23 protein-coding genes are annotated in these 22,645 nt (G+C 63.0%); 18 read left to right on the top strand and 5 right to left on the bottom strand.

Features of this window, described 5'->3' with window-relative positions; all coding sequences use genetic code 11:
- The first annotated feature begins 6 nt into the window (after positions 1-6).
- The 5 genes from ctaD (at position 7) to P0D68_RS16630 (ending at position 3,761) form a co-directional block, all read left to right on the top strand.
- Positions 7-1,620 carry a cytochrome c oxidase subunit I gene (ctaD, locus tag P0D68_RS16650; RefSeq protein ID WP_091796860.1) on the top strand — a complete coding sequence of 538 codons (1,614 nt, stop codon included), beginning with the start codon at positions 7-9 and terminating at the stop codon, positions 1,618-1,620.
- 115 nt (positions 1,621-1,735) lie between these two features.
- Complete coding sequence (locus tag P0D68_RS16645; RefSeq protein ID WP_091796859.1) at positions 1,736-1,870, top strand: cytochrome oxidase small assembly protein; 135 nt, start codon at positions 1,736-1,738, stop codon at positions 1,868-1,870.
- Positions 1,871-1,912: 42 nt separating this feature from the next.
- Positions 1,913-2,527 (top strand): cytochrome c oxidase assembly protein, encoded by a 615-nt coding sequence (locus P0D68_RS16640; protein WP_091796858.1) that lies wholly within the window; start codon positions 1,913-1,915, stop codon positions 2,525-2,527.
- Positions 2,528-2,562: 35 nt separating this feature from the next.
- Positions 2,563-2,772, top strand: coding sequence for a DUF2970 domain-containing protein (locus P0D68_RS16635; protein WP_091796857.1), 210 nt, complete (start codon positions 2,563-2,565; stop codon positions 2,770-2,772).
- A gap of 131 nt (positions 2,773-2,903) precedes the next feature.
- A complete protein-coding gene (locus P0D68_RS16630; protein ID WP_091796856.1) occupies positions 2,904-3,761 on the top strand; it encodes a cytochrome c oxidase subunit 3 in 858 nt (285 codons plus the stop codon).
- Between the two features lie 163 nt (positions 3,762-3,924).
- On the opposite strand, the gene P0D68_RS16625 is transcribed toward P0D68_RS16630, so the two are convergent.
- Entirely contained in the window at positions 3,925-4,134 is a 210-nt protein-coding gene (locus tag P0D68_RS16625) for a twin transmembrane helix small protein (protein WP_007179452.1), read from the bottom strand.
- 111 nt (positions 4,135-4,245) lie between these two features.
- Here P0D68_RS16625 and P0D68_RS16620 point away from each other — a divergent pair, with 111 nt between their 5' ends.
- The 5 genes from P0D68_RS16620 (at position 4,246) to P0D68_RS16600 (ending at position 8,360) form a co-directional block, all read left to right on the top strand.
- Positions 4,246-4,962, top strand: coding sequence for an SURF1 family protein (locus P0D68_RS16620; protein WP_408184542.1), 717 nt, complete (start codon positions 4,246-4,248; stop codon positions 4,960-4,962).
- A 69-nt stretch (positions 4,963-5,031) separates the two neighbouring features.
- Positions 5,032-5,694, top strand: a complete 663-nt coding sequence (locus P0D68_RS16615; protein ID WP_091796854.1) for an SCO family protein — start codon at positions 5,032-5,034, stop codon at positions 5,692-5,694.
- A 22-nt stretch (positions 5,695-5,716) separates the two neighbouring features.
- On the top strand, positions 5,717-6,826 hold the full coding sequence (locus tag P0D68_RS16610; RefSeq protein WP_408298589.1) for a COX15/CtaA family protein: 1,110 nt from the start codon (positions 5,717-5,719) through the stop codon (positions 6,824-6,826).
- 6 nt (positions 6,827-6,832) lie between these two features.
- Complete coding sequence (cyoE, locus tag P0D68_RS16605; RefSeq protein WP_091796852.1) at positions 6,833-7,738, top strand: heme o synthase; 906 nt, start codon at positions 6,833-6,835, stop codon at positions 7,736-7,738.
- A 4-nt stretch (positions 7,739-7,742) separates the two neighbouring features.
- Positions 7,743-8,360, top strand: coding sequence for an SCO family protein (locus P0D68_RS16600; RefSeq protein WP_408184544.1), 618 nt, complete (start codon positions 7,743-7,745; stop codon positions 8,358-8,360).
- Between the two features lie 66 nt (positions 8,361-8,426).
- Here the strand turns inward: P0D68_RS16600 and P0D68_RS16595 are convergent, their stop codons facing one another.
- A complete protein-coding gene (locus P0D68_RS16595) occupies positions 8,427-8,717 on the bottom strand; it encodes a YciI family protein (protein WP_091796850.1) in 291 nt (96 codons plus the stop codon).
- A 253-nt stretch (positions 8,718-8,970) separates the two neighbouring features.
- On the opposite strand from P0D68_RS16595, the gene P0D68_RS16590 reads away from it, so the two are divergent.
- Positions 8,971-10,800: a methyl-accepting chemotaxis protein gene (locus P0D68_RS16590; RefSeq protein ID WP_408298592.1), complete on the top strand. Its 1,830-nt coding sequence runs from the start codon at positions 8,971-8,973 to the stop codon at positions 10,798-10,800.
- Positions 10,801-11,053: 253 nt separating this feature from the next.
- Positions 11,054-11,866, top strand: coding sequence for a MetQ/NlpA family ABC transporter substrate-binding protein (locus tag P0D68_RS16585; RefSeq protein ID WP_091796848.1), 813 nt, complete (start codon positions 11,054-11,056; stop codon positions 11,864-11,866).
- Positions 11,867-11,878: 12 nt separating this feature from the next.
- Here the strand turns inward: P0D68_RS16585 and P0D68_RS16580 are convergent, their stop codons facing one another.
- Complete coding sequence (locus P0D68_RS16580; protein ID WP_408298594.1) at positions 11,879-12,805, bottom strand: GNAT family N-acetyltransferase; 927 nt, start codon at positions 12,803-12,805, stop codon at positions 11,879-11,881.
- A gap of 372 nt (positions 12,806-13,177) precedes the next feature.
- Here P0D68_RS16580 and P0D68_RS16575 point away from each other — a divergent pair, with 372 nt between their 5' ends.
- The 6 genes from P0D68_RS16575 to P0D68_RS16550 all read left to right on the top strand — a co-directional run bounded on the left by P0D68_RS16575 (position 13,178) and on the right by P0D68_RS16550 (position 22,203).
- Positions 13,178-13,912, top strand: coding sequence for a GntR family transcriptional regulator (locus tag P0D68_RS16575; protein WP_091796846.1), 735 nt, complete (start codon positions 13,178-13,180; stop codon positions 13,910-13,912).
- 102 nt (positions 13,913-14,014) lie between these two features.
- On the top strand, positions 14,015-15,118 hold the full coding sequence (gene nagA, locus P0D68_RS16570) for an N-acetylglucosamine-6-phosphate deacetylase (protein ID WP_408184549.1): 1,104 nt from the start codon (positions 14,015-14,017) through the stop codon (positions 15,116-15,118).
- Complete coding sequence (locus tag P0D68_RS16565) at positions 15,111-16,118, top strand: SIS domain-containing protein (protein WP_408298621.1); 1,008 nt, start codon at positions 15,111-15,113, stop codon at positions 16,116-16,118. The genes nagA and P0D68_RS16565 overlap by 8 nt, the downstream gene beginning before the upstream one ends.
- Positions 16,119-16,156: 38 nt before the next feature.
- Positions 16,157-18,721, top strand: coding sequence for a phosphoenolpyruvate--protein phosphotransferase (gene ptsP / locus P0D68_RS16560; protein WP_408298597.1), 2,565 nt, complete (start codon positions 16,157-16,159; stop codon positions 18,719-18,721).
- A 124-nt stretch (positions 18,722-18,845) separates the two neighbouring features.
- A complete protein-coding gene (gene nagE, locus P0D68_RS16555) occupies positions 18,846-20,633 on the top strand; it encodes an N-acetylglucosamine-specific PTS transporter subunit IIBC (RefSeq protein WP_408298599.1) in 1,788 nt (595 codons plus the stop codon).
- Between the two features lie 247 nt (positions 20,634-20,880).
- Entirely contained in the window at positions 20,881-22,203 is a 1,323-nt protein-coding gene (locus tag P0D68_RS16550; protein WP_408468706.1) for a DUF1996 domain-containing protein, read from the top strand.
- Positions 22,204-22,331: 128 nt separating this feature from the next.
- Here the strand turns inward: P0D68_RS16550 and cydX are convergent, their stop codons facing one another.
- Together cydX and P0D68_RS16540 are read right to left on the bottom strand one after the other, a co-directional pair.
- Positions 22,332-22,448 (bottom strand): cytochrome bd-I oxidase subunit CydX, encoded by a 117-nt coding sequence (gene cydX / locus P0D68_RS16545; protein WP_091796841.1) that lies wholly within the window; start codon positions 22,446-22,448, stop codon positions 22,332-22,334.
- 28 nt (positions 22,449-22,476) lie between these two features.
- Positions 22,477-22,645: cytochrome d ubiquinol oxidase subunit II (locus tag P0D68_RS16540; RefSeq protein WP_408468734.1), on the bottom strand; the 169-nt coding region annotated here is incomplete at its 5' end.

The following is a 22,645-nucleotide window of genomic DNA, read 5'->3' as shown; positions in this document are numbered from 1 at the left end:
ATTGTCATGTCTAGCATCGGACACGATGTAGTCGCGGGCCACGAGCACGTGCACGGCGACCATGCCCACGAAACGCCGCATGGTTGGCGCCGTTGGCTGTTCGCAACCAATCACAAGGACATCGGTACGCTGTACCTGATCTTCTCGTTCACCATGTTCCTCTCCGGGGGCGTGATGGCGCTGATGATCCGTGCCGAACTGTTCGAGCCGGGTCTGCAGATCATGCGTCCCGAGTTCTTCAACCAGTTGACCACCATGCACGGCCTGATCATGGTGTTCGGCGCGATCATGCCGGCTTTCGTCGGCTTCGCGAACTGGATGGTGCCGCTGCAGATCGGCGCGTCGGACATGGCTTTCGCCCGCATGAACAACTTCAGCTTCTGGCTCCTGCCGGTGGCGGCTGTTCTGCTGGTCGGTTCGTTCTTCTCGCCGGGCGGCGCGACCGCCGCAGGCTGGACGCTGTACGCGCCGCTGTCCACGCAGATGGGCCCGGGCATGGACTTCGCGATTTTCGCGGTCCACTTGATGGGTGCTTCGTCGATCATGGGCGGGATCAACATCGTCGTGACGATCCTGAACATGCGCGCGCCCGGCCTCACGCTGATGAAGATGCCGATGTTCGTCTGGACGTGGCTGATCACCGCGTACCTGCTGATCGCCGTGATGCCGGTTCTGGCAGGCGCGATCACCATGGTGCTGTTCGATCGCCACTTCGGCACGTCGTTCTTCAATGCGGCAGGCGGCGGCGACCCGGTCATGTACCAGCATATCTTCTGGTTCTTCGGGCACCCCGAGGTGTACATCATGATCTTGCCGGCGTTCGGGATCGTCTCGCAGGTGATTCCGGCGTTCTCGCGCAAGCCGCTGTTCGGCTACAGCTCGATGGTGTACGCAACCTCGTCGATCGCGATTCTGTCGTTCATGGTGTGGGCGCACCACATGTTCGCAACCGGCATGCCGGTGACGGGCCAGTTGTTCTTCATGTACGCCACCATGCTGATCGCCGTGCCGACGGGCGTGAAGGTGTTCAACTGGGTCGCGACGATGTGGCGCGGTTCGCTGAGCTTCGAAACGCCTATGCTGTTCGCAGTCGGCTTCCTGCTGGTGTTCACGTTCGGCGGCCTGTCGGGTCTGATGCTGGCCATGGCGCCGCTCGACATCCAGTATCACGGTACTTATTTCGTGGTGGCGCACTTCCACTACGTGCTGGTGGCGGGCTCGCTTTTCGCGCTGTTCTCCGGCTGGTACTACTGGGCGCCGAAGTGGACCGGCTGGATGTACAACGAAACGCGCGGCAAGATTCACTTCTGGGCGTCGATGTTCTTCTTCAACCTCGCGTTCCTGCCGATGCACTTCGTCGGCCTCGCAGGTATGCCGCGTCGTTATGCTGACTACCCGGCGCAGTTCACCGACTGGAACCAGGTCATCTCGATCGGCGCGTTCGGCTTCGGTCTGGCGCAGGTCTACTTCCTGTTCGCGGTTGCGCTGCCGGCCTACCGTGGCGGCGGCGAACTCGAAAAAGCTGGCGACAAGCCGTGGGACGGCGCAACGGGTCTCGAGTGGACCGTGCCGAGCCCGGCTCCGTTCCACACGTTCGAAAACCCGCCGACCGTCGAGTAATCGATAAGTTGGTGAGATTGCCGGCTCGGGCAGCGCAGCAGTTGGTTACCTGAGCTGGCGATCACGATGGTAGTGGCGGCATCCGTAGTCACGAAAAGTATTCAGAAAGTCGAGCATGACGCGCAATCCTCAAGAAAGACGTACGCCCGAGCAGATTCGCGCAGGTAATCGGCGGATCGGTTTCGTGATGTTGTTGATCGCCGCGGTCTTTTTCGCGAGCGTCATCATTCATCAGAAGTGGTTCTCCTGACAAAGCGGTTCGAGTCAGTTTGCAGTTTTGTTGAGGATTGAGATGTCGACGCAACCGCCGGCTCAGGCCGACCGCTCTTTTAACCGTTCGATGCTGATCAAGCTGTTCATCGTCGCCTTGATGATGTTCGGTTTCGGCTTCGCGCTGGTGCCGATGTACCGTGCGATCTGCCAGATCACCGGCATCAACAACCTCGTGCAGCGTGATGCCACGGCGCGCGAGGCGAAGAATACGCAGGTCGACATGAGCCGCACGATTTCGATCGAATTCGATGCGAACGCGCGCGGCCCGCTGGGTTTCAAGCCGGAGCAGCGTAGTCTCGACGTGCACCCTGGCGAAGTGACAACGGTGATGTACGAGGTGAGCAACGAACAGGCGCGCACGATCCAGGCGCAAGCCATTCCGAGCTACGCGCCGAAGCAGGCCACCGAGTACTTCAAGAAGATCGAGTGTTTTTGCTTCACGCAGCAAACCTTGACGGCGAATCAGACGAAACGGATGCCGGTGGTGTTCGTGGTCGATCCGAAGTTGCCGAAGGACGTCAAAACGATCACGTTGTCGTACACGTTTTTTGAATTGAATACGCCGGCGGCGGCAAAGGCCGGAAACGCAGCACCCACGGCCAATACGGCGGCCACCACCGGCAATCCCGCCTGACGGCTCGTGCCGCAGACGAAGGAAGACGAAACAAGATGAGCGATAACGGCGGCAGCCCGCGCAAGAGCAGCTTTGGTCAGTCGATGCGTGCGGTCTTCTGGTCGTTTTTCGGTGTGCGCAAGCGCCGCGATCTGGAGGCGGACGCCACGCAGCTGAACCCGCTGCACGTGATCGCGGCAGCATTGATCTGCGCGGCCATTTTTATCGTGGCGTTGATTCTGATCGTGCGTGCCGTGGTAGGTTGACGCAGCGGGCGCACACGTAGCACCGGGCGAAGCAGCGCCCAACAATTAGAGCGAAGCGGTGCGGTATCGACGCGCCGCCGAAGATACAGCCGGAGATTCCGGAACAACTGGACTGAAGTGGAGAATCAAGAATGAGCGGTCAAAACGAGAGCCCGTACTATTTCGTACCGCATCCGTCGCGGCATCCGATCAGCGCCGCCGCCGGGTTGCTGGTCATGCTCGGATCGCTTGCGGCCTGGATCAACGAACATGACTGGGCGCCGATCGGCGTCGTCGCCGGTTTGTTGTGGCTGCTCTTTACGCTGTGGCACTGGTTCGGCGACGCGATCGCCGAGTCGGAAGGCGGCATGTATGGCAAGAATGTCGACAAGTCGTACCGCTGGAGCATGAGCTGGTTCATCTTCTCCGAAGTCATGTTCTTCGGCGCGTTCTTCGGCGCACTGTTCTACGCGCGTGAAATCGCGTTGCATCAATTGGGCAGCCTCGATTACAAGCTGATCTGGCCGGACTTCTCGGCCGTGTGGCCGAACAACGGTCCGGCAGCGCTGGTCTCGACCTTCAAGTCGATGCAACCGTGGCCGGTGCCGACCATCAACACGGCGCTGCTGCTTTCCTCGGGCGCGACGCTGACCGTCTCGCACCACGCGCTGCGTGAAAATCATCGCAAGAAGGCGATCGTCTGGCTGGCTGCAACGCTCGTGCTCGGCGTCTGCTTCCTGTTCCTGCAAGGCTTCGAGTACTTCCACGCGTACAACGAACTGAACCTGACGCTGTCGTCGGGCGTGTACGGTTCGACATTCTTCCTGTTGACGGGCTTCCACGGCTTCCACGTGTTCCTCGGCGGCACGATGCTGGCAGTCGTGCTGGTGCGTATGATCCGCGGTCACTTCACGGCGGACCATCACTTCGCGTTCGAAGGCGCGGCCTGGTATTGGCACTTTGTGGACGTCGTGTGGCTCGGGCTGTACGTCGTCGTGTACTGGCTGTAACGCAGTCTGGCCTGCGCCGACCGGCAACCCGGAATGTGCAGGCCGTTCGCGCAACGTCCTTCGGGACGCGGCGCACGAGCAGTATGCAAGGCTTATGCAGCGCCGCCCTCGACCCTGTCAGGGCGGCGTTTTGTTTGGCGGCGTGGGAATCTTTCCGCCGGGCTCAGCGCCCGTAAGGAATGCCGGTCGATTGAATCCAACCCATCCAGTGAGCGAACAGGATGAACAGGAATAGCGAAATCGACAGGCCCACCCGCGTGGCGAGCGACCAGACCATCCGCTTGGTTTTGCCCTTGTCATGCATCATGAAGTACAGCGCCGACACCATGCTGGCGATGATCAGGACGAAGGCGATGGGAACGAGAATGTGCATGGAACCAGCTGAAATCAGGAAGCGCAGGGGCAAGACATTTATTATCGCACCGCGCGCCGGCGTTTGCCGCACGTTCCCCATCGCGCCGCGAGTGGTGGTGGAGCGTGCCCGATGAAGATCCGCCTCGTTCCCGCGCTGTTGATTCTGCTGGTGATCGTGGTGACGGTGCGGTTGGGTTTCTGGCAACGTGACCGCGCGCATCAGAAAGAAGCGCTCGAAGCGCACATCACGCAGTTCGAGAACGCACCCGCCCAACCGGTGAGCGCCGCGCCGGTCGCATTGAAGGACATCGAGTTTCATCGCGTCAAGGCACGCGGCAGTTTCGTCGCGGATAAAGTCGTCTACCTCGATAATCGTCCGTATAACGACCAGCCGGGCTTTTACGTCGTGATGCCTTTTAAACTGGCCGACGGCGGCTACGTGCTGGTCAATCGCGGCTGGCTGCCGCGCAACATGAACAATCGCGAGACCATCGCGCCGTATACGACGCCGCAAGGTGAAATCGAGATCGAAGGCATTGCGCGGGCCGACGCGTCGCGCGCATACGAGTTGGGGCAGGGTGGTTCGGCCGAGCATCAACTGATCCGCCAGAATCTGGATACCGCCGCGTACGCCGCGGAAACCGGTTTGCCGCTGCAGTCGTTCGTGATCCAACAGTTGAGCGACGACGGCGACAAGCTGGTGCGCGATTGGCCCGCGCCCACCAACGGTGTCGAGCGCAACTATGGCTATATGTTCCAGTGGTGGGGCATGGCGGCCGCGGCGCTCGTCTTTGGCCTTTACGCCGCGCGCCGTGCGGCGAAGAAAGAGCACGCGCCGGGCGTGTAACGCAGCACATGCGGCGTCGTGGCCCGAGCAGGGCCGTGGCGCCGCGTAATCATTGAAAGAGGTCCTGTAGTGTCGACGCAATCTCCCCGTTCGCCGCAAGCCGGCAAACCCGCAGCGCCCAAGCCCATGCCTGGCCAACCCAATGGCAAAGGATCGTGGGAGCGCGGCCGCTGGATTCTGCTGCTGCTGGCGATCATCTGCGCGGCACCGATCGCCGTGTCGTATTTCACGTACTACGTGATCAAGCCGACCGGCGGCAGCACGAGTTACGGCACGCTGGTCGAACCGCAACGCCCGATTCCCGATTCGCTCGTGGTGACGGGCGAAGATGGCAAGCCCATCAAGTTCGCAACGCTGCGCGGCCGCTGGCTGCTGATCTCGGTCGACAACAGCGCGTGCGACAAAGCGTGCGCCACCAAGCTCTACTTCATGCGACAAATCCGCGCAGCTCAGGGCCCGGAACGCGAACGCGTCGTGGAGGTGTGGTTGCGTACCGATGCGGGCAACGTCGCAGACGTGATACAAAAGGCCTACCCCGACACCAACATGATGATCGCCGATCCGGCACAGGTGTCCGCGTGGCTGCCCACGGAAAACGGCACGCAAATCACCGACCACATTTACATGGTCGATCCGAACGGCAATCTGATGATGCGTTTCCCGAAAGATCCGAACCCCAGCAAGATCAAGGGCGACGTGACCAAGCTGCTCAAATGGTCGAGCATCGGCTGATGCCGCAACATAGGTAAGAGAGATGTTCGTACTGCAACTGGCCCTGATCGGCTTGTGTATCGCGTTGTTGCCGCTGTCCTACGTGTGGGTCAAGGCAGACGACAACAAATTCCGTAAGCTGGTCTGGCTCACCACCTTCCTCACGCTCGACCTGGTGATGTTCGGCGGCTTCACGCGGCTCACCGATTCCGGGCTCGGCTGTCCGGACTGGCCGGGCTGCTACGGCACGTCGTCGCCGTTCATCGCGCACGCGGCGATCACGGCCGCGCATCAGGCAATGCCTACCGGACCGGTCAGCATGACGAAGGCGTGGATCGAAATGATCCACCGCTACTTTGCGATGGCGATCGGCGTGCTGATCATCGCGCAGACCATCATCGCGTGGACGGCGCGCGTCAAACGGCGTCCGCTGCATGTGTCGCCATGGTGGCCGACCTCGCTGTTGCTGCTGATTCTGGTGCAAGGCGCGTTCGGCGCGTGGACGGTGACGATGAAGCTGCAGCCGATCATCGTGACGACGCACTTGCTGCTCGGCCTCGCGCTGCTGGGCACGCTCGGCTGGCTGGCCGCGCGGCAGACGCCGTTGCCCGCGTTCGAACCCGAAGCCGCGCGCTGGCGCGCGGCCGCGCTCGCGGGCCTCGTGCTGCTGATCGCGCAAATCGCGCTGGGCGGCTGGGTCAGCACGAACTACGCGGTGCTCGCCTGCACGGATTTCCCGACCTGCAACGGCCAATGGGTTCCGCCCATGGACTTCGCGCACGGCTTCCATTTGTGGCGCGCGCTCGGCATGACCGGCAACGGCGACATGATCACCCAGGACGCGCTGGTGGCGATTCACTGGACGCATCGCACATTCGCGATCGTCGTGGTTGCTTATCTGGTCTGGCTGGCGTTGAAACTACGCCGCTTCGAGTCGCTGCGGCGGCCGGCGAACGGCGTGCTGCTGGTGGTGCTGATCCAGTTCATCACGGGGCTGTCGAACATCGTTCTGCAATGGCCGTTGCCCATTGCGGTGGCGCATAACGGTGGGGCCGCAATCCTGCTGCTTCTGCTCGTTATGTTAAACTTTCGGATCGCTTATAGCCGTCGCGGCCGCGCCGTGTTCCCTGCGCGCGATGCCGCGCCAGCGTGACTCCACATGGACAGCACAACACTTTCCCAAACGCCCGGTAGCCGGGTCTCCCAGTACATCGCCCTGACGAAGCCGCGCGTCACGCAACTCGCCGTGTTCTGCGCCGTCATCGGCATGTTCCTGTCGACGCCCGGCATGGTGCCCTGGACTCCGCTGATCGGCGGCACCGTCGGCATCTGGTTGCTGGCCGGCGCGGCGTTCGCCATCAATTGCCTCGTCGAACAGAAAATCGACGCGAAAATGCGCCGCACTTCGTGGCGGCCGTCCGCGCGCGGTGAAATCACCACCGCGCAGATTCTGCTGTTTTCGGCCGTGCTCGGCGGCCTCGGCATGTGGACGCTCTATACGTTCGCCAATCCGCTCACCATGTGGCTCACGCTGGCCACGTTTGTCGGCTATGCAGTCATCTATACGCTGCTGCTCAAGCCTGCCACGCCGCAGAACATCGTGATCGGCGGCGCCTCGGGCGCCATGCCGCCTGCGCTCGGCTGGGCCGCGGTCACCGGCCACGTGCCGGGCGATGCCTGGATTCTGGTGCTGATCATCTTCGTGTGGACGCCGCCGCATTTCTGGGCGCTTGCACTGTATCGCCGCAAAGACTACGAAAACGCCGGCCTGCCGATGCTGCCGAACACGCACGGCGAGAAGTACACGCGCCTGCATATTCTGCTGTACACGGTGATTCTGTTCGCGGTCACGTTGATGCCCTTCGTCTCCGGCATGAGCGGTGTGGTGTACCTCGTGGCGGCCGTGTTGCTGGGCGCCGTGTTCCTCGCCTATGCGTGGAAGATCTACCGCGAGTACTCGGACGACCTCGCGCGCAAAACCTTCCGCTATTCGATCGTCTACCTGTCGCTGCTGTTCGCCGCGCTGCTGATCGACCACTATGCGCGCGTCGTGATCGGCGCGTAAAACCATGCTCAATAACCGCTTCGCGCGTACGGCGCGTGCTGCCGTGATAGCTTGCGCGCTCGGCGGCGCCTTGCTGGTGGCAGGCTGCGGCAAGCAGCCGCCGGCATTCCAGAATCTCGACATCACCGGCAATACGCAGTTCGGGAGCAACTTCTCGCTGCCCGACACGTCTGGTCATTTGCGCACCATGGCGGACTACAAGGGCAAGGTCGTGGTGCTGTTCTTCGGCTACACGCATTGTCCGGACGTTTGTCCGACCACGATGGCCGAATTGTCGCAAGCGTTGCAGCAACTCGGCCCGGAAGACGCAAAGCGCGTGCAGGTGCTGTTCGTTACCGTGGACCCCGAGCGCGATACGCCGGCTCTGCTCGCGCAATACGTGCCGGCATTCAATCCGACGTTCGTCGGCTTGCGCCCGGCCGATCAGGCGCAACTCACCAAAATCACGAAAGACTTTCGCGTCTACTACGCGAAGGTGCCGGGCAAGACGCCCGATAGCTACACGATGGATCACACGGCAGCAAGCTATGTGTTCGACACGGACGGCAAGCTGCGCCTATTCGCGCGCGACGGCCAGGGCGCAACGCCGTGGGTGCACGATATCAAGCTGCTGCTCGACTGACGCACCGATCCATGGCGGGCGCCCGCCACATCGCGCCCGTTTTCAACGCCCCTCGCTTTACTCCTCTCAGGTCGGAATCGGCAGATTCAACCCCGGCGCAAGCCGCGTCGTCTTGAACTCCGTCACCTCGTAGCGCGCCAGCTTCTGCTGCGCGAACGGGTCGCTGGCGAGAATCTCATCCAGCTTATCGCGCTCGATGCGCACCGCCAGAATGATGCCGCCGTCGCGCGGCACTTTCGGTCCGGCGGCGACGAACACACCTGCTTCAAACTGCCGCGCCAGAAATGCGCGATGCGCTTCCAATGCGTCGTCGATACGTTCGAGCGATGCGGTGTAGATGAGGTCGATAACGTACATGGTGTCTTCTCGAGCAAGGGAATGCGCCGCCAGAACGCGATCGCAGCTTCGGATTATCGTTCAGAGCACGATTCGTTGCGCGCGATCAACCTGCGTGCAGACCGCCGGACCCTGCCGGCGCTCCCCTTACAACGTCTCTCAAGTTGTCGGTAAATCATGCCGTTATCTCGCTAGCAATCGTTTGCGCGCGACGCGAAACCGTGTGCTTGCGACTGCGAACGAAACACGAATCACACGAAGAGAGACCACAACAATGAGCAGGATGAGTTTGAATCGCAAACTATGGCTGTCGCTCGCGCTCGTCTGGCTGGGACTGCTGGGTGTCGGGCTGTGGAGCGCGGTCGAAACGCGCAGCACGATGCTGGCCGAGCGCAAGGCCGGCATGGTGAATCTGGTCGATGCCGCGCAAGGCGTCGTGAACGGCTATTACGCGCTGTCGCAGAGCGGCAAGATGAGTGCGGCCGATGCGCAGCGCGAAGCGCTCGCCCGCCTTGCGACCATGCGCTACGGCGAGTCCGGCTATCTGTTCGTGATGGATTCGAAGCCGGTGGTGCTGATGCATCCCACGCTGCCGCAAATGACCGGCAAGGCGGTCGGCGACTTCAAGGATCCGGACGGCAAGCTCCTGTACGTGGCGATCGTCGACGCGGCCAAGGCAAGCGGCCGCGGCTTCGCGCAGTATCGCGGGCGCCTGCCGCACACCGAAACCGCCGTGCCGAAACTCAGTTATGTGGTGCGCTTCGCGCCTTGGGACTGGAACATCACGAGCGGCGTGTTCATCAAGGACATCGATACGGCGTACTACGAAACGCTGCTCGGCCACCTCGTCGTCGTACTGGTGATCGGCGCGATCATCTCGCTTGCGATGGTGCTGATCATCCGCAACGTGCGCGCGAGTCTCGGCGGCGAGCCGGACCAGGCGGCGCGGCTCGCGGCAAGTATCGCGCAAGGCGATCTGACCCAAGTGGTCGACGTTCGTCCGCACGACAAGACCAGCATGATGGCGGCCATGCATGAAATGCAGAACCGTTTGCAGCGAACCATCGGCGAGATTCGTCGCTCGGCGGAATCTATCGCGTCGGCTACGCAGCAGATCGCCGCGGGCAACGGTGATCTGTCGCAGCGCACTGAGCAGCAGGCCGCGTCGCTGCAGGAAACGGCGGCGAGCATGGAAGAACTCACCGCGACGGTCAAGCAGAACGCCGACAACGCGCGGCAGGCGAGCGGACTCGCGCATAACGCGTCCGAAATCGCAACGCGTGGCAACGTCGTGGTGAGCCGCGTGATCGGCACGATGGGCGAGATCAACGACAGCTCGCGGCAGATTGCGGACATCATCGGCGTGATCGAAGGCATTGCATTCCAGACCAACATTCTGGCGTTGAACGCCGCCGTGGAAGCTGCGCGCGCCGGTGAGCAGGGGCGCGGTTTCGCGGTCGTCGCCGGTGAGGTGCGCAGCCTCGCGCAGCGCTCGGGAACGGCGGCCAAGGAGATCAAGCAATTGATCAGCGCATCGGTCGAGCGCGTGCATAACGGCTCGACGCTCGTGCAGCAGGCCGGCACGACGATGGGCGAGATTCTGCAAGCCGTGCAGCGCGTCACCGACATCATGGGCGAGATCGCGGCGGCATCCGAAGAGCAGAGCAGCGGTATTTCCCAGGTCGGCCGCGCCGTCACGCAAATGGACGAAGTGACGCAGCAGAACGCGGCGCTGGTCGAACAGGCTGCGGCTGCGGCGGCTTCGTTGCAGGATCAGGCGGGACGTTTGCGCGACACGGTGAGCGCATTTCGCTTGAGCGGCACGGACGGTGGTTCGCAGAGTTCGGCTGCGCTCGCGGCGCGCAGAGTGACGGCTACGACGCACACGGCGGCTGCTCGCGAAGTCAGCGCGGCTGCCCAGTCTGCGCCGGCATCGTCGCGCGCAGAACCGAAGCTGCCGGTGCCAGTGAAAGCGGCTGCGGCGCCGGCGCCGGCTCCGGCACCAGCAGCCGCCGTTGCGAGCGCAAAGCCGGTTGGCAAGCCGCGCGCAGCGGCCGAAGCAGCCAAGGCCACGCCGCGCGATGATGAATGGACCACCTTCTGATTTTCATGCGCCGCCGACCGTTTGCCGCTTTCACGCGCAGGCGGTCCAACGCCGTTCAACGCGCATAACCATATGCGATCGCGGTATTTCCCATCTCGCCGGGCATATGAGACCATTTGAGGTCCAGTTGGCGGCGCATTGCCAGAAGCAATCTTTGCCGCCGGCTTCCAACCGAATCTGACATCGATCAGAACTCGATAGGTCGTCGATGAAATCGTCGGCCAGGTCATTGATTAGAAACAGCGAGAATCACATGCAGCGCAGAAACATCCTCAAAGCCCTCTCGGCAGTCATCGCCGGTGCGGCGATCGTTACCAGCTTCGGCGCGCACGCCGACGACAAAGTGATCAAGGTCGGCACGATCGGCGGCCCGGATGCGCAAATCTGGGAAGTCGTCACGAAAGTGGCGAAGCGCGAAGGCCTCAACGTGAAGGTCGTCGAATTCAACGATTACGTGCAGCCGAACGCCGCACTCGACGCAGGCGACCTCGACGCGAACAGCTTCCAGCATCAGCCGTACCTCGATAGCCAGATCAAGCAGCGCGGCTACAAGATCGTCAGCGCCGGTCTCACTTACATCTCGCCGCTCGGCATCTACTCGAAGAAGCTGAAGTCGCTGAAGGACCTGCCGCAAGGCGCGAAGGTCGCGGTGCCGAACGATCCGTCGAACGAAAATCGCGCGCTGCTGTTGCTGCAAACGCAAGGCGTGATCAAGCTGAAGGCCGGTGCGGGCGCGAACGGCAATAACGCGACGGCGCTCGACGTTGCCGAGAATCCGAAGAAGATCAAGCTGGTCGAACTCGATGCCGCGCAACTGCCGCGCTCGCTGTCGGACGTCGATGCCGCCGCGATCAACACGAACTTCGCGCTGGCCGCCGGCCTGCAACCGACCAAAGATGCGATCGCGCTCGAAGACGTGCATAGCCCGTACGCGAACCTGATTGCCGTGCGCACGCAGGACAAGGACAAGCCGTGGGTGAAGAAGCTGGTTGCCGCGTATCAGTCGGAAGACGTGCGCCAGTTCATCAAGACGCAGTTCAAGGGTTCGGTGGTGCCGTCGTTTTAAGAGCGACGCGTTCTACAGTTCCAGTTCCCATCGCTCGATCGTCAGATCCTTGCCAAAGCGGCACTCAGCCGCCGCGCTGGCAAGCCTGAAACCGGCGCGCTCGCACAGGCGCCGCGGTTGTTCCAGCGAGGTGGCCGTTGTTAGCGTGAGCTTCGTGTAGCCCGCGCGCCGCGCGAAACGCACGCATTCGCTCAGCAATTGGGTGCCGACGCCGAGGCGCTGCACGTCGGGCTCGACCCATAAGAGCCGCACGCCCGCCACCGTCGTCGACACCCCGACGACACAGACCGAGCCGACCACGACCCCTTCCTGATCGGCGACCCAGCACATCTCCCGCACCGGATCGTTGCGTTGCGTGTAGTCGGCGACGACCCGCGCGAGCAATCCTTCGAACGACTGATTCCAGCCGTATTGCGCGGCGAACCACTGCGCCTGCCGATGCACGAGCCAGCCGCATTCACCTGGGCGTGGCGGGCGGAGCATCACGAGTTCGTGCTTAGGCTCCTTACCGAGCAGCCGTTCGATGATTTTCATCGCGGCGATCAACTGATCCTGGGAGAGCGCCGGGAGGCCGGCTAGTAACGCAGACACTTCTTCGATCGCCGCGGTATCGAGCGGCGCGTAGGCGGCGTGGCCGCTGTCGGTGAGGGCGATCAGCGACTGGCGCGCGTCCGTTTCAGACGGGCGGCGCGTGATCAGACTGCGCCGTTCGAAACTGGTCAACAGGCGGCTGAGATACCCGCTGTCGAGACCGAGCGCGCGCCCGAGCACCGAGGCCGTTTGCGCGCGTCCGCGGTAGAGTTCGTGCAACACACGCACCTCGGTCAGAGAGAACGCGCTCTTTGCCAGGTGCTCGTGGAGTGCGCCAATGTGCTGGGTGTAGAAGCGGTTGAAATGGCGGACGGCCTGAGCGCGCCGCAGCGCCTCGGAATCGGTCAAATGCTGCTCCCCGGGGGAATGTTATGGCTTGCTTCCCAGCACTATATTGGAACGCCTCTCTTTTGCAAAAGCCACACCGGTAAAGGGTTGATTGAACTGGTATTAAAAAGGTATCGATAGGGTCCTGTTTCTTACGCGGAAAAGACGGTGCTCCGGCCACCCAGCCGCCTTCTCACGCTCGGATACGGGTAAGTCCTGGGCTCCAGAAACCGCGTTCCAACTGCTCCTCAGATCCCTTCCGGCCTTATCCGGCAAGGCTTTGCGCCTCGTCATGCCAGTATAGAACCAGTCGATTGACTGGTATTATGTTGGTTATATAATGGGCTCTCATTTTTCGTAGGCCTACCTTTCCGCGTCGGCCGCCGGAGTCCCATGGAAACTCGCTGGTCCGCACTGATGCCTGACGCCCGCAACGTCACGCCGCTCTATTTGCAGCTCGCGCGCAATCTCGCGACGGCGATTCATTGCGGCGTGTGGTCAGCGGGTGAGGCGCTGCCCTCGGAGCGCACGCTCTCGGACGCGATCGGCGTGTCGCGCATTACGGCGCGCAAGGCGATCGAGTTGCTGGTCGAGCAAGGCTTGATCCGGCGCGCTCGTGGCGCGGGCAGTTTCATCACGCCGCGCGTCGAAGATCCACTCTCGCGTCTCACCGGTTTTACGAAGAAGATGCAGCAGCGCGGCTTCCGGCCAGATTCGGTGTGGCTCGAGCGCGATATGCGCGCCGCCAACCGCGAAGAGCTGGTGCATCTCGGACTCTCGCCAGGCGCGGCGGTGGCGAGTCTGCGGCGCTTGCGGCGCGCGGACGGCATTGTCATGGCAGTCGAGCATTCCGCGCTGCCGGCCGCCATCGTGCCCGACCCGCAAGCCGTCGGCGACTCGCTTTACAGCTATCTAGAACATCGTGGCGCGGCCGTGGTGCGCGCCTTGCAGCACTTTCGCGCGGTCAACGCGTCGAGCGAGATCGCAGCGTTGATGGATATCGAACCGCGCTCGGCGCTGCTGGTCATTACCCGTATCGGCTATAGCGCCGATCAGCGCGCGATCGAGCTGACCGACACCTATTGCCGCGATGATTACTACGACTTTGTCGCTGAATTGCGCACCTGAGCGGCTCGACTGAGCCACGCGCGAAGTCCGCGAGTTCAGGAGCACGGCCGCCGTCAGGCCTCATTCAGTCACGCCCCGTATCACGCCTTACCAGAGAGACTCATGCTGACCGGAAACATACTCACCACCGATGGGTGGATTCACGGCACGCTCGAATTCGAAAACGGCCGCATCACGGCGCTCACCGGCGAACGTGTCGACCCGTCGACCAACGACGCGCCCTACATCCTGCCTGGCTTCATCGATCTGCACGTGCATGGAGGCGGCGGCGCCGACGTGATGGAAGGCGACAACGCGATCGAAACCATCACCCGCACGCATGCGCGTTACGGCACGACGAGCCTGCTCGCCACCACCATGACCGCGCCGCGCGATGAACTGATGAGCGTCGTCGCGGGTCTGGGCAACAACGCGCGGATTCGCACGCCCGGCGGCGCGCGCGTGCTCGGCGTGCATCTGGAAGGGCCGTACATCAATCCCGGCAAGCTCGGCGCGCAACCGGACGCGGCGGTCTCGGCGGTGATGGACGAAGTGCTGAAGTATCTGTCCATCGCACCGATTCGCGTGGTCACGCTGGCGCCGGAAATTGCCGGCCACATGGAGATCATCTCCGAGATGGCGGCGCGCGGCGTGCGTGTGCAGTTGGGCCATTCGCTCGGCACCTACGACGACGCCGTCGCCGCGCTCAAGCACGGCGCCTGCGGCTTCACGCACCTGTTCAACGCGATGTCGCCGCTGCACCATCGCAATCCCGGACTCGTCGGCGCGGCGCTCGCGCACGCCGAGTTCGCCGAAATCATTCCCGATCTGCTGCACGTCCATCCTGGTGCGATCCGCGCGGCATTGCGCGCGATTCCGCGTCTCTATGTGGTGACGGACAGCACCTCGGCCACCGGCATGCCCGACGGCGAATATCGCCTCGGCAGCCAGCATGTGACGAAGTGCCTCGGCGGCGTGCGTCTCGCCGACGGCACGCTCGCCGGCAGCACCCTGACCATGGATCAGGCGCTGCGCAATCTCGTGTCGATCGGCTTGCCGATCGCCGATGTATCGAACCGTTTGTCGCGCTACGCCGCCGACTACCTGGGCATCGAGGACCGCGGCCGCATCGCGCGCGGTGCATGGGCTGACGTGGTCGTGTTCGATCGTGAACTGGCGTTGAGCGCGACTTACGTCGAAGGAGAAGCAATTGTCGAATATGCTTAAAGAGGCGCTGGCGTCCGCTGAAACGGTCGCTGCGCAACTCACGGATACCTCGCGCGTCGAGGCCCTCGCGGCAAAGCTTGCACAGCAGCCGCGCCATGTCGCGCTGACGGTCGCGCGCGGCAGCTCGGACCATGCGGCGAGTTACTTCGCATGCCTGACGATGAGCCGACTCGGCGTGCCGGTTGCCTCGCTGCCGATGTCGGTCGCGACGCTCCAGCAAGCGCCGCTGCAGGTGCGCGATCAGCTCGCGCTGGCGTTCTCGCAATCGGGCAAGAGTCCGGATCTGGTCGGCACGATGGAAGCATTGCGCCAGGCAGGCGCGTTGACGGTCGCTGCCGTGAACGTGTCGGGCTCACCGTTGGCCGATGCGTGCGAATTCGAGTTGCCGCTGGAAGCCGGTCCGGAACTGAGCGTTGCGGCCACCAAGAGCTACATCGCCATGCTGTCGATTTCCGCGCAACTCGTCGCGCATTGGCAGAAAGACGCCGAACTGCTCGCGGCGTTGAAGACACTCCCCGAAGCCCTGCGAGCCGCGGGCAAGCTCGACTGGTCGAATGCCGTGGAGGAATTGCGCGGCGTGGAGCGCATGATCGTGATCGGCCGCGGTCTGGGTCTGGCCATCGCGCAGGAAGCCGCGCTGAAACTGAAGGAAACCTCCGGCATTCAGGCCGAAGCGTTTTCGAGCGCGGAAGTGCGTCACGGTCCGATGGAACTGATCGACCGCGACTACCCGCTGCTGGTGTTCGCACCGCGCGGTCCGGAACAGGCGGGCTTGCTGCAACTCGCTCGCGACATGAAGGCGCGCGGCGCCCGTGTCCTGCTCGCGGCGCCGGCCGACGTGCCGGAAGCCACGCTGCCTCTCGCTACCACCGCTCATGCGGCGCTCGATCCGATCGCCGCGATCCTGTCCTTTTACGTGATGGCCGCCGGCCTTGCCGCCGCGCGCGGGCGCAATCCCGATGCGCCGCGCCATCTCAACAAAGTCACCGAAACTCACTGACGAGAAATCAGATGCGACGTGTCGAGGAGTCCCGCTTGATGAGCCATTCTGAAGGCCATATTGTTTTGCTCGCGCCGATGACCGGTCCGGTCGTGCCGCTCGCGAACGTGCCCGACCCTGTGTTTTCGGGCGGTATGTTCGGCGACGGTATCGGTATTGATCCGCTCGAGGGCCGACTCGTCGCGCCGTGCGACGGCACGGTGACGCATCTCGCGCGCACCGGTCACGCAGTGACGCTGGCCACTGCCGAAGGTGTCGAGATTTTGCTGCACATCGGTATCGACACGGTCGCGCTGAACGGCAAGGGCTTTGCGCCGATGGTCGCGCAAGGCGCTCACGTGCGCGCCGGCGACGTGCTGATCGAGTTCGATCAGGACCAGGTCGCGCTCAAAGCGCCGAGCCTCGTGTCGGTGGTGGCGATTGCCAATTCCGACGCGTTCGAGATCGTCGAGCGCGTGCAAGGCGGCCTGCTGAAGGCCGGTGAAACGCCGCTGCTGGTGCTGCGCGCGCGCAGTGGCGCGGCGGCCGAGGCGTCGCGCCAGGCCGGTGTCACGAACGTGACGGAAGAAGCCCGTCAGCAAGTCACGCTGGTCCACGCAGGCGGTCTGCATGCACGTCCGGCGGCGCGGGCCCGTGAAGCGGCGCGCGGTTTCGACGCACGCGTCGAAGTGCGTTACGAAGGGCGCAAGGCGGCGATCGAAAGCGTGGTGGGTTTGCTCGGACTCGGCGCGGGTGAGGGCGCGACCGTCGAGTTGCTCGGCGTCGGCCCGCAAGCGAGAGCCGCGATCGAAGCCATTGCTCACGAACTGACGCGCGAAGCGCATGGCGAAGTCGAAGAAAAACCGGCACGCCAAAGTTCGCCGGCGCCGCAAGCCGTGGTGCGTCCGGCGGGCGAAGCGCTCGCTCCGAATACGCTCGCCGGCGTGTGCGCCGCACCGGGCATCGCGGTCGGCAAACTGGTGCGCTGGGACGACGCGGACATCGATCCGCCGGAGAAGGCGACAGGTACGTCCGCTGCGGAGAGCCGCCTGCTCGACAAGGCGATCGCCACGGTCGATGCGGACCTCGGCACGACCGTGCGTGACGCATCGCAGCGCGGCGCGGTCGGCGAAGCGGGCATTTTCGCGGTACACCGCGTGCTGCTCGAAGATCCCACGCTGCTCGACGCGGCGCGCGATCTGATCAGCCTCGGCAAGAGCGCCGGCTTTGCATGGCGCGAAGCGATCCGTGCGCAGATCGCGATCCTTTCGAAAATCGAAGACGCGTTGCTCGCGGAACGCGCTGCTGACCTGCGCGACATCGAGAAGCGCGTGCTGCGCGCGCTCGGTTATACGAACGCCGCGGCGCGCACGTTGCCGGAAGAAGCCGTGCTCGCGGCGGAAGAGTTCACGCCCTCCGATCTCTCGACGCTGGATCGCTCGCGCGTTACCGCGCTGGTGATGGCGCGCGGCGGCGCGACTTCGCACGCGGCGATTCTGGCGCGTCAGGCGGGCATTCCCGCACTGGTGGCAGTCGGCGACGCGTTGCATGCGATTCCCGAAGGCACGCAAGTGGTGGTGAACGCCACGACCGGCCGCCTCGAATTCTCGCCGACCGGGCTCGACGTTGAACGCGCACGTCTGGAACGCACCCGTCTCGCCGGCGTGCGCGAAGCCAATCGCCGTACCTCGCAGCAAGCCGCCGTCACGTCCGATGGCCGCGCGATCGAAGTGGCCGCGAACATCGCCACGCTCGACGACGCGAAGACCGCCGTCGAAAACGGCGCCGATTCCGTCGGCCTGTTGCGCACCGAACTGCTGTTCATTCACCGCGCCGCTGCGCCGACCACGGACGAACATCGTCAGAGCTACCAGGCAATCGTCGACGCGTTGAGCGGTCGCACCGCGATTATCCGCACGCTGGATGTCGGCGCGGATAAGGAAGTCGACTATCTGACGCTGCCGCCCGAGCCGAATCCCGCGCTCGGCTTGCGCGGCATCCGCCTCGCGCAAGTGCGCCCGGACCTGCTCGACGACCAGTTGCGTGGTCTGCTCGCGGTCCAGCCTCTCGGCGCCGTGCGCATCCTGCTGCCGATGGTGACCGACGTCGGCGAATTGATCCGGATCCGCAAACGCATCGACGAATTCGCTCGCGAATCGGGCCGCACGGAGCCAATCGAAGTCGGCGTGATGATCGAAGTGCCGTCGGCGGCGCTGCTTGCCGATCAACTCGCGCAACACGCGGATTTCCTCTCGATCGGCACCAACGATCTGACGCAGTACACGCTCGCCATGGATCGTTGCCAGGCCGACCTCGCCGCCCAGGCGGACGGCTTGCATCCGGCTGTGCTGCGGTTGATCGCAGCCACCGTGCAAGGTGCCGACAAGCACGGCAAATGGGTCGGTGTGTGCGGCGCGCTGGCGGGCGATCCGCTCGCCATGCCGCTGCTTATCGGCCTTGGCGTGACCGAGCTTTCGGTGGACCCGGTGTCGGTGCCGGGCATCAAGGCGCGCGTGCGTAACCTCGATTATCAGCTGTGCCGTCAACGCGCGCAGGATGCACTGGCGCTCGAATCGGCGCAGGCGGTAAGAGCAGCAAGTCGCGAAACCTGGCCCTTGGACTGAACCCCACACGGTCCGCAGCCGGCTTCGCTCAATTATTAACCCGAGCTACAAGACTCAACGACGACGTTCGACAACGACGTTCGACAACGACGTTCAACAAAGAGACAAAGGATTGGAGGTATCAATGGATGGGAATCCGTTTCTGAAAATTCAGCGGCTGGGACGCGCGCTGATGCTGCCGATCGCGGTGCTGCCGGTTGCCGGCCTGCTGCTGCGACTCGGCCAGCCCGATGTGTTCAACATCAAGATGATCGCCGACGCCGGCGGCGCGATCTTCGACAACCTGCCGCTGCTGTTCGCGATCGGCGTGGCGGTCGGTTTCGCGAAAGACAACAACGGCGTGGCGGGTCTGGCTGGCGCGATCGGTTATCTGATCGAAGTCGCCGTGATGAAGGACATCAACGACAAGCTCAACATGGGCGTGTTGTCCGGGATCGTGGCGGGTATCGTCGCGGGCTTGCTGTACAACAGGTACAAGGACATCAAGCTGCCCGATTACCTCGCCTTCTTCGGAGGGAAACGCTTCGTGCCGATTGTCACGGGGGTAGTGTGCCTCGTGCTCGGCATAGCGTTCGGCTACGTGTGGCAACCGGTGCAAGCCGTGATCGATACGGCTGGCCACTGGCTGACCACCGCGGGCGCGCTCGGCGCGTTCGTGTTCGGCGTGCTGAACCGTTTGCTGCTCGTCACGGGTTTGCATCACATCCTCAATTCGCTCACATGGTTCGTGTTCGGCACCTTCACGCCGCCGGGCGGCGCCGCGGTGACGGGCGACCTGCATCGCTTCTTCGCGGGCGACCCGACTGCGGGCACCTTCATGACGGGCTTCTTCCCGATCATGATGTTCGGCCTGCCGGCTGCCTGTCTTGCGATGTTCCATGAAGCGCCGAAGGAGCGCCGCGCGGTGGTCGGCGGCCTGCTGTTCTCGATGGCGCTCACGTCGTTCCTCACGGGCGTGACCGAGCCGATCGAATTCAGCTTCATGTTCCTCGCTCCGGTGCTGTACGTGATCCACGCGCTGCTGACGGGTCTCTCGCTCGCCATCTGTTCGGCGCTCGGTATTCACCTCGGCTTCACCTTCTCCGCGGGCGCAATCGACTACGTACTGAACTACGGCCTGTCGACGAGAGGCTGGTGGGCGATTCCGATCGGCCTCGTGTATATGGTGGTGTACTACGGCCTGTTCCGCTTCTTCATTCGTAAGTTCAACATGGCGACGCCGGGCCGCGAGCCGGCCGCAGCCGACGAACAGGCCGACTCGTTTGCCGCTGGCGGTTTCGTTTCGCCGGTCGCCGGTGCGGCCGTGCCGCGCGCGCAGCGTTATATCGCCGCGCTCGGCGGTGCAGCGAATCTGTCGGTGGTGGATGCGTGCACGACGCGTCTTCGTCTGTCGGTAGTGGATTCGAACAAGGTCTCCGAAAACGAACTGAAGACGATTGGCGCACGCGGCGTGCTCAAGCGCGGGTCGACCAATGTGCAGGTGATCATCGGACCGGAAGCGGACATCATCGCGGACGAAATCCGCACGGTGATCGCGCAAGGTGGCGGCGATGCGGTGAAGCAGGTGGCTGCTGCTCCGGCTCCTACTATGGCGGCTGCGCCGGTTACGCCGGCTATGGCATCGGGCGCGCAAGGCGGCCCGCTCGATCCGGATCCGTTGCGCTGGCTCGCCGTGTTCGGCGGCGCGGGCAACGTAGTGTCGCTGGATGCGGTGGCGGCAACTCGTCTGCGTATCGTCGTGCGTGACCCGTCGGCGGTCGATCGTCAACGTCTGGCGACGCTCGACACGGCATGGGTCGCGGCGGACACATTCCATATCGTCGTCGGCGATGCCGCGCAGCGCTACGCAGAAAAGCTGGCGACGCGTCTGTCGCCGGGTACGGGCGCCGGTGCGGCGCCGCTGCCCGCGTAATTTTATCGACGCTTCGAACCGCGCTGATTTCGGTCTATCGGGCGGTTCGGTTCGCAAGCCACGATGTTCGGTAAGCCTCCGTTAACCCCGGAGGCTTTTTCTATGCACGGCAGTTACCGATATACAGCGGTGCGGCGCAGTAGCGCAGAGACGGTTTATTCTGAAAATAATTGGGTAAGCTAACTAATGACATTCGAGCGCCTTGTCATGCCGGCAAGGCGTTTTCGTTCAAGCTCAGGAGTTACCCATGTCAATGCGAGCGGCAATCTGCCTCTTGTTCTTGCTGCCAGCTGGCGCTGCGTACGCCGGTGGCCAGTTCAATGTTCAATGCGCATATTCGCACACGCTGCCGGACGATGCGATCGTTTTTCCGGGGCAGCCTGGCAGGGCCATGGTGCACGACTTTTTTGGCAACACGGGCGCCGATGCATACAGTACCTACTACTCCCTGAACGACAACAAGGTCACCACCTGTAATGTCGCGGCGGACCCTTCCTCGTACTGGGTTCCGCAATTGAAACGCGCGTCGGGGATTGTCGTGCCGGGCTATCAGAAGACCTACTACAAGAACGATCAGCCGGTGGTGCCGCTGCACACGATTCCCGATGGCCTGGAAATGCTGGCTGGCGATCACCGTTCATCCGTGCCCAAACCGCAGATCAACTATCTGTGCCGCGGCGGCTCCTACACCCAGATCGCGCCGACCAACTGCCCGGTCGTAACGGACAGCAGCGGCACTTACGCGCAGCTCGATATCTCGGTCCATTTTCCGGATTGCTGGGACGGCCGCACTCTTGTGCCGAACATGGCCAGCCACATCATGAACATGGCCTACCGGCAGGCGGACGGAAAATGTCCGGCCGCCTATCCCGTCAAGATTCCGGAACTGCAACTCAATGTTGCGTACGACCTGGGGCAGGATCCTGACCTCTCCACCGCGCAATTGTCGATGGATCCGATTTTCGTGAATGGCACGTGGGTGCCGCAATGGGGAAGCCTGTATACCGCGCATGCGGACTTCATCAACGCGTGGAAGACCGATTCGCTGCAGTACGCCGTGGACAACTGCTCGAATGCGAACATTGCGTGCAGCAACAGCATCCCGACGTACTACTCGAAAGCCAGCGCCGATGTGTGGGTGGATGGCCGCGGCGTCACGCATGCGAGCGATAGCACGATGACCTCGGACGCAGGAAGTGTCGTGCTGATCAAAGTCCCGACGCCCACCAATCTGAAGGATTATCCGTACACCAACTCGTATCTGCAGACGCTTGCGCAGAACGTCACGGACACGAGTGCGGTGACGCTCGATATCTACGCTGCTTCCACGAACTGGGACGATGTCGCCAACCTGCCAACGGCGGCCGCCTGCAACACGAACCAGCGAATCGGCGGCATCTACCTGGATAGTGCATTGCAGCCGCGCATCAACGACATCACGCGATACGTTGCATCGCAAGTCGCTGCGGGGGCGTCGCAAATCGGCGTGTGCATTCGCAACGCAACTGGCCGCACGATTCAGATCTCTTCACGCGACGGGACACGAACACCTGCGCTGTTCATGAAGTAATGTGGGCGGCGTGAGAGCGGGCGGGGCCGCTTCTCATCTAGCCACGCAAAAAAACGGCACCTTGAATTTCGAGGTGCCGTTTCTCTTTGCGCGCCTATTTGACCGGCACGCGGCCGGTCGAACATGCATCAATGAGTCTTATGCTTGCCTGCTTCCACCGGCCGGCGCGATTCCAGCCACATCACGTTGATCATGCCGAACGCTAACGCCACGCCGATGCCGAGAATCCAACTGAAATACCACATCACAAACTCCTGTTAAGCGTATTGGCGATCAATACATCGAATGGTGATTCTCTTCGAGCGCTGCCGCAGTCACCTTGCCGCGCATCACGCGATACACCCAGCTCGTATAGATCAGGATGATCGGCAGGAACACGATCACGGCGATCAGCATGATCTGCAACGTTATGCGGCTCGAGGTCGAATCCCACACGGTGAGA

This window comes from Paraburkholderia sp. RL17-380-BIE-A, from assembly GCF_046028085.1.
Lineage (GTDB): Bacteria > Pseudomonadota > Gammaproteobacteria > Burkholderiales > Burkholderiaceae > Paraburkholderia.
This window is presented reverse-complemented; position numbering and strand designations above follow the sequence as displayed.

Coding starts and splice junctions, on each gene's coding strand:
- ctaD (WP_091796860.1), top strand. CDS start 7: ATGTCTAGCATCGGACACGATGTAGTCGCGGGCCACGAGCACGTGCAC.
- P0D68_RS16645 (WP_091796859.1), top strand. CDS start 1,736: ATGACGCGCAATCCTCAAGAAAGACGTACGCCCGAGCAGATTCGCGCA.
- P0D68_RS16640 (WP_091796858.1), top strand. CDS start 1,913: ATGTCGACGCAACCGCCGGCTCAGGCCGACCGCTCTTTTAACCGTTCG.
- P0D68_RS16635 (WP_091796857.1), top strand. CDS start 2,563: ATGAGCGATAACGGCGGCAGCCCGCGCAAGAGCAGCTTTGGTCAGTCG.
- P0D68_RS16630 (WP_091796856.1), top strand. CDS start 2,904: ATGAGCGGTCAAAACGAGAGCCCGTACTATTTCGTACCGCATCCGTCG.
- P0D68_RS16625 (WP_007179452.1), bottom strand. CDS start 4,134: ATGCACATTCTCGTTCCCATCGCCTTCGTCCTGATCATCGCCAGCATG.
- P0D68_RS16620 (WP_408184542.1), top strand. CDS start 4,246: ATGAAGATCCGCCTCGTTCCCGCGCTGTTGATTCTGCTGGTGATCGTG.
- P0D68_RS16610 (WP_408298589.1), top strand. CDS start 5,717: ATGTTCGTACTGCAACTGGCCCTGATCGGCTTGTGTATCGCGTTGTTG.
- cyoE (WP_091796852.1), top strand. CDS start 6,833: ATGGACAGCACAACACTTTCCCAAACGCCCGGTAGCCGGGTCTCCCAG.
- P0D68_RS16600 (WP_408184544.1), top strand. CDS start 7,743: ATGCTCAATAACCGCTTCGCGCGTACGGCGCGTGCTGCCGTGATAGCT.
- P0D68_RS16595 (WP_091796850.1), bottom strand. CDS start 8,717: ATGTACGTTATCGACCTCATCTACACCGCATCGCTCGAACGTATCGAC.
- P0D68_RS16590 (WP_408298592.1), top strand. CDS start 8,971: ATGAGCAGGATGAGTTTGAATCGCAAACTATGGCTGTCGCTCGCGCTC.
- P0D68_RS16585 (WP_091796848.1), top strand. CDS start 11,054: ATGCAGCGCAGAAACATCCTCAAAGCCCTCTCGGCAGTCATCGCCGGT.
- P0D68_RS16575 (WP_091796846.1), top strand. CDS start 13,178: ATGGAAACTCGCTGGTCCGCACTGATGCCTGACGCCCGCAACGTCACG.
- nagA (WP_408184549.1), top strand. CDS start 14,015: ATGCTGACCGGAAACATACTCACCACCGATGGGTGGATTCACGGCACG.
- P0D68_RS16565 (WP_408298621.1), top strand. CDS start 15,111: ATGCTTAAAGAGGCGCTGGCGTCCGCTGAAACGGTCGCTGCGCAACTC.
- ptsP (WP_408298597.1), top strand. CDS start 16,157: ATGAGCCATTCTGAAGGCCATATTGTTTTGCTCGCGCCGATGACCGGT.
- nagE (WP_408298599.1), top strand. CDS start 18,846: ATGGATGGGAATCCGTTTCTGAAAATTCAGCGGCTGGGACGCGCGCTG.
- P0D68_RS16550 (WP_408468706.1), top strand. CDS start 20,881: ATGTCAATGCGAGCGGCAATCTGCCTCTTGTTCTTGCTGCCAGCTGGC.
- cydX (WP_091796841.1), bottom strand. CDS start 22,448: ATGTGGTATTTCAGTTGGATTCTCGGCATCGGCGTGGCGTTAGCGTTC.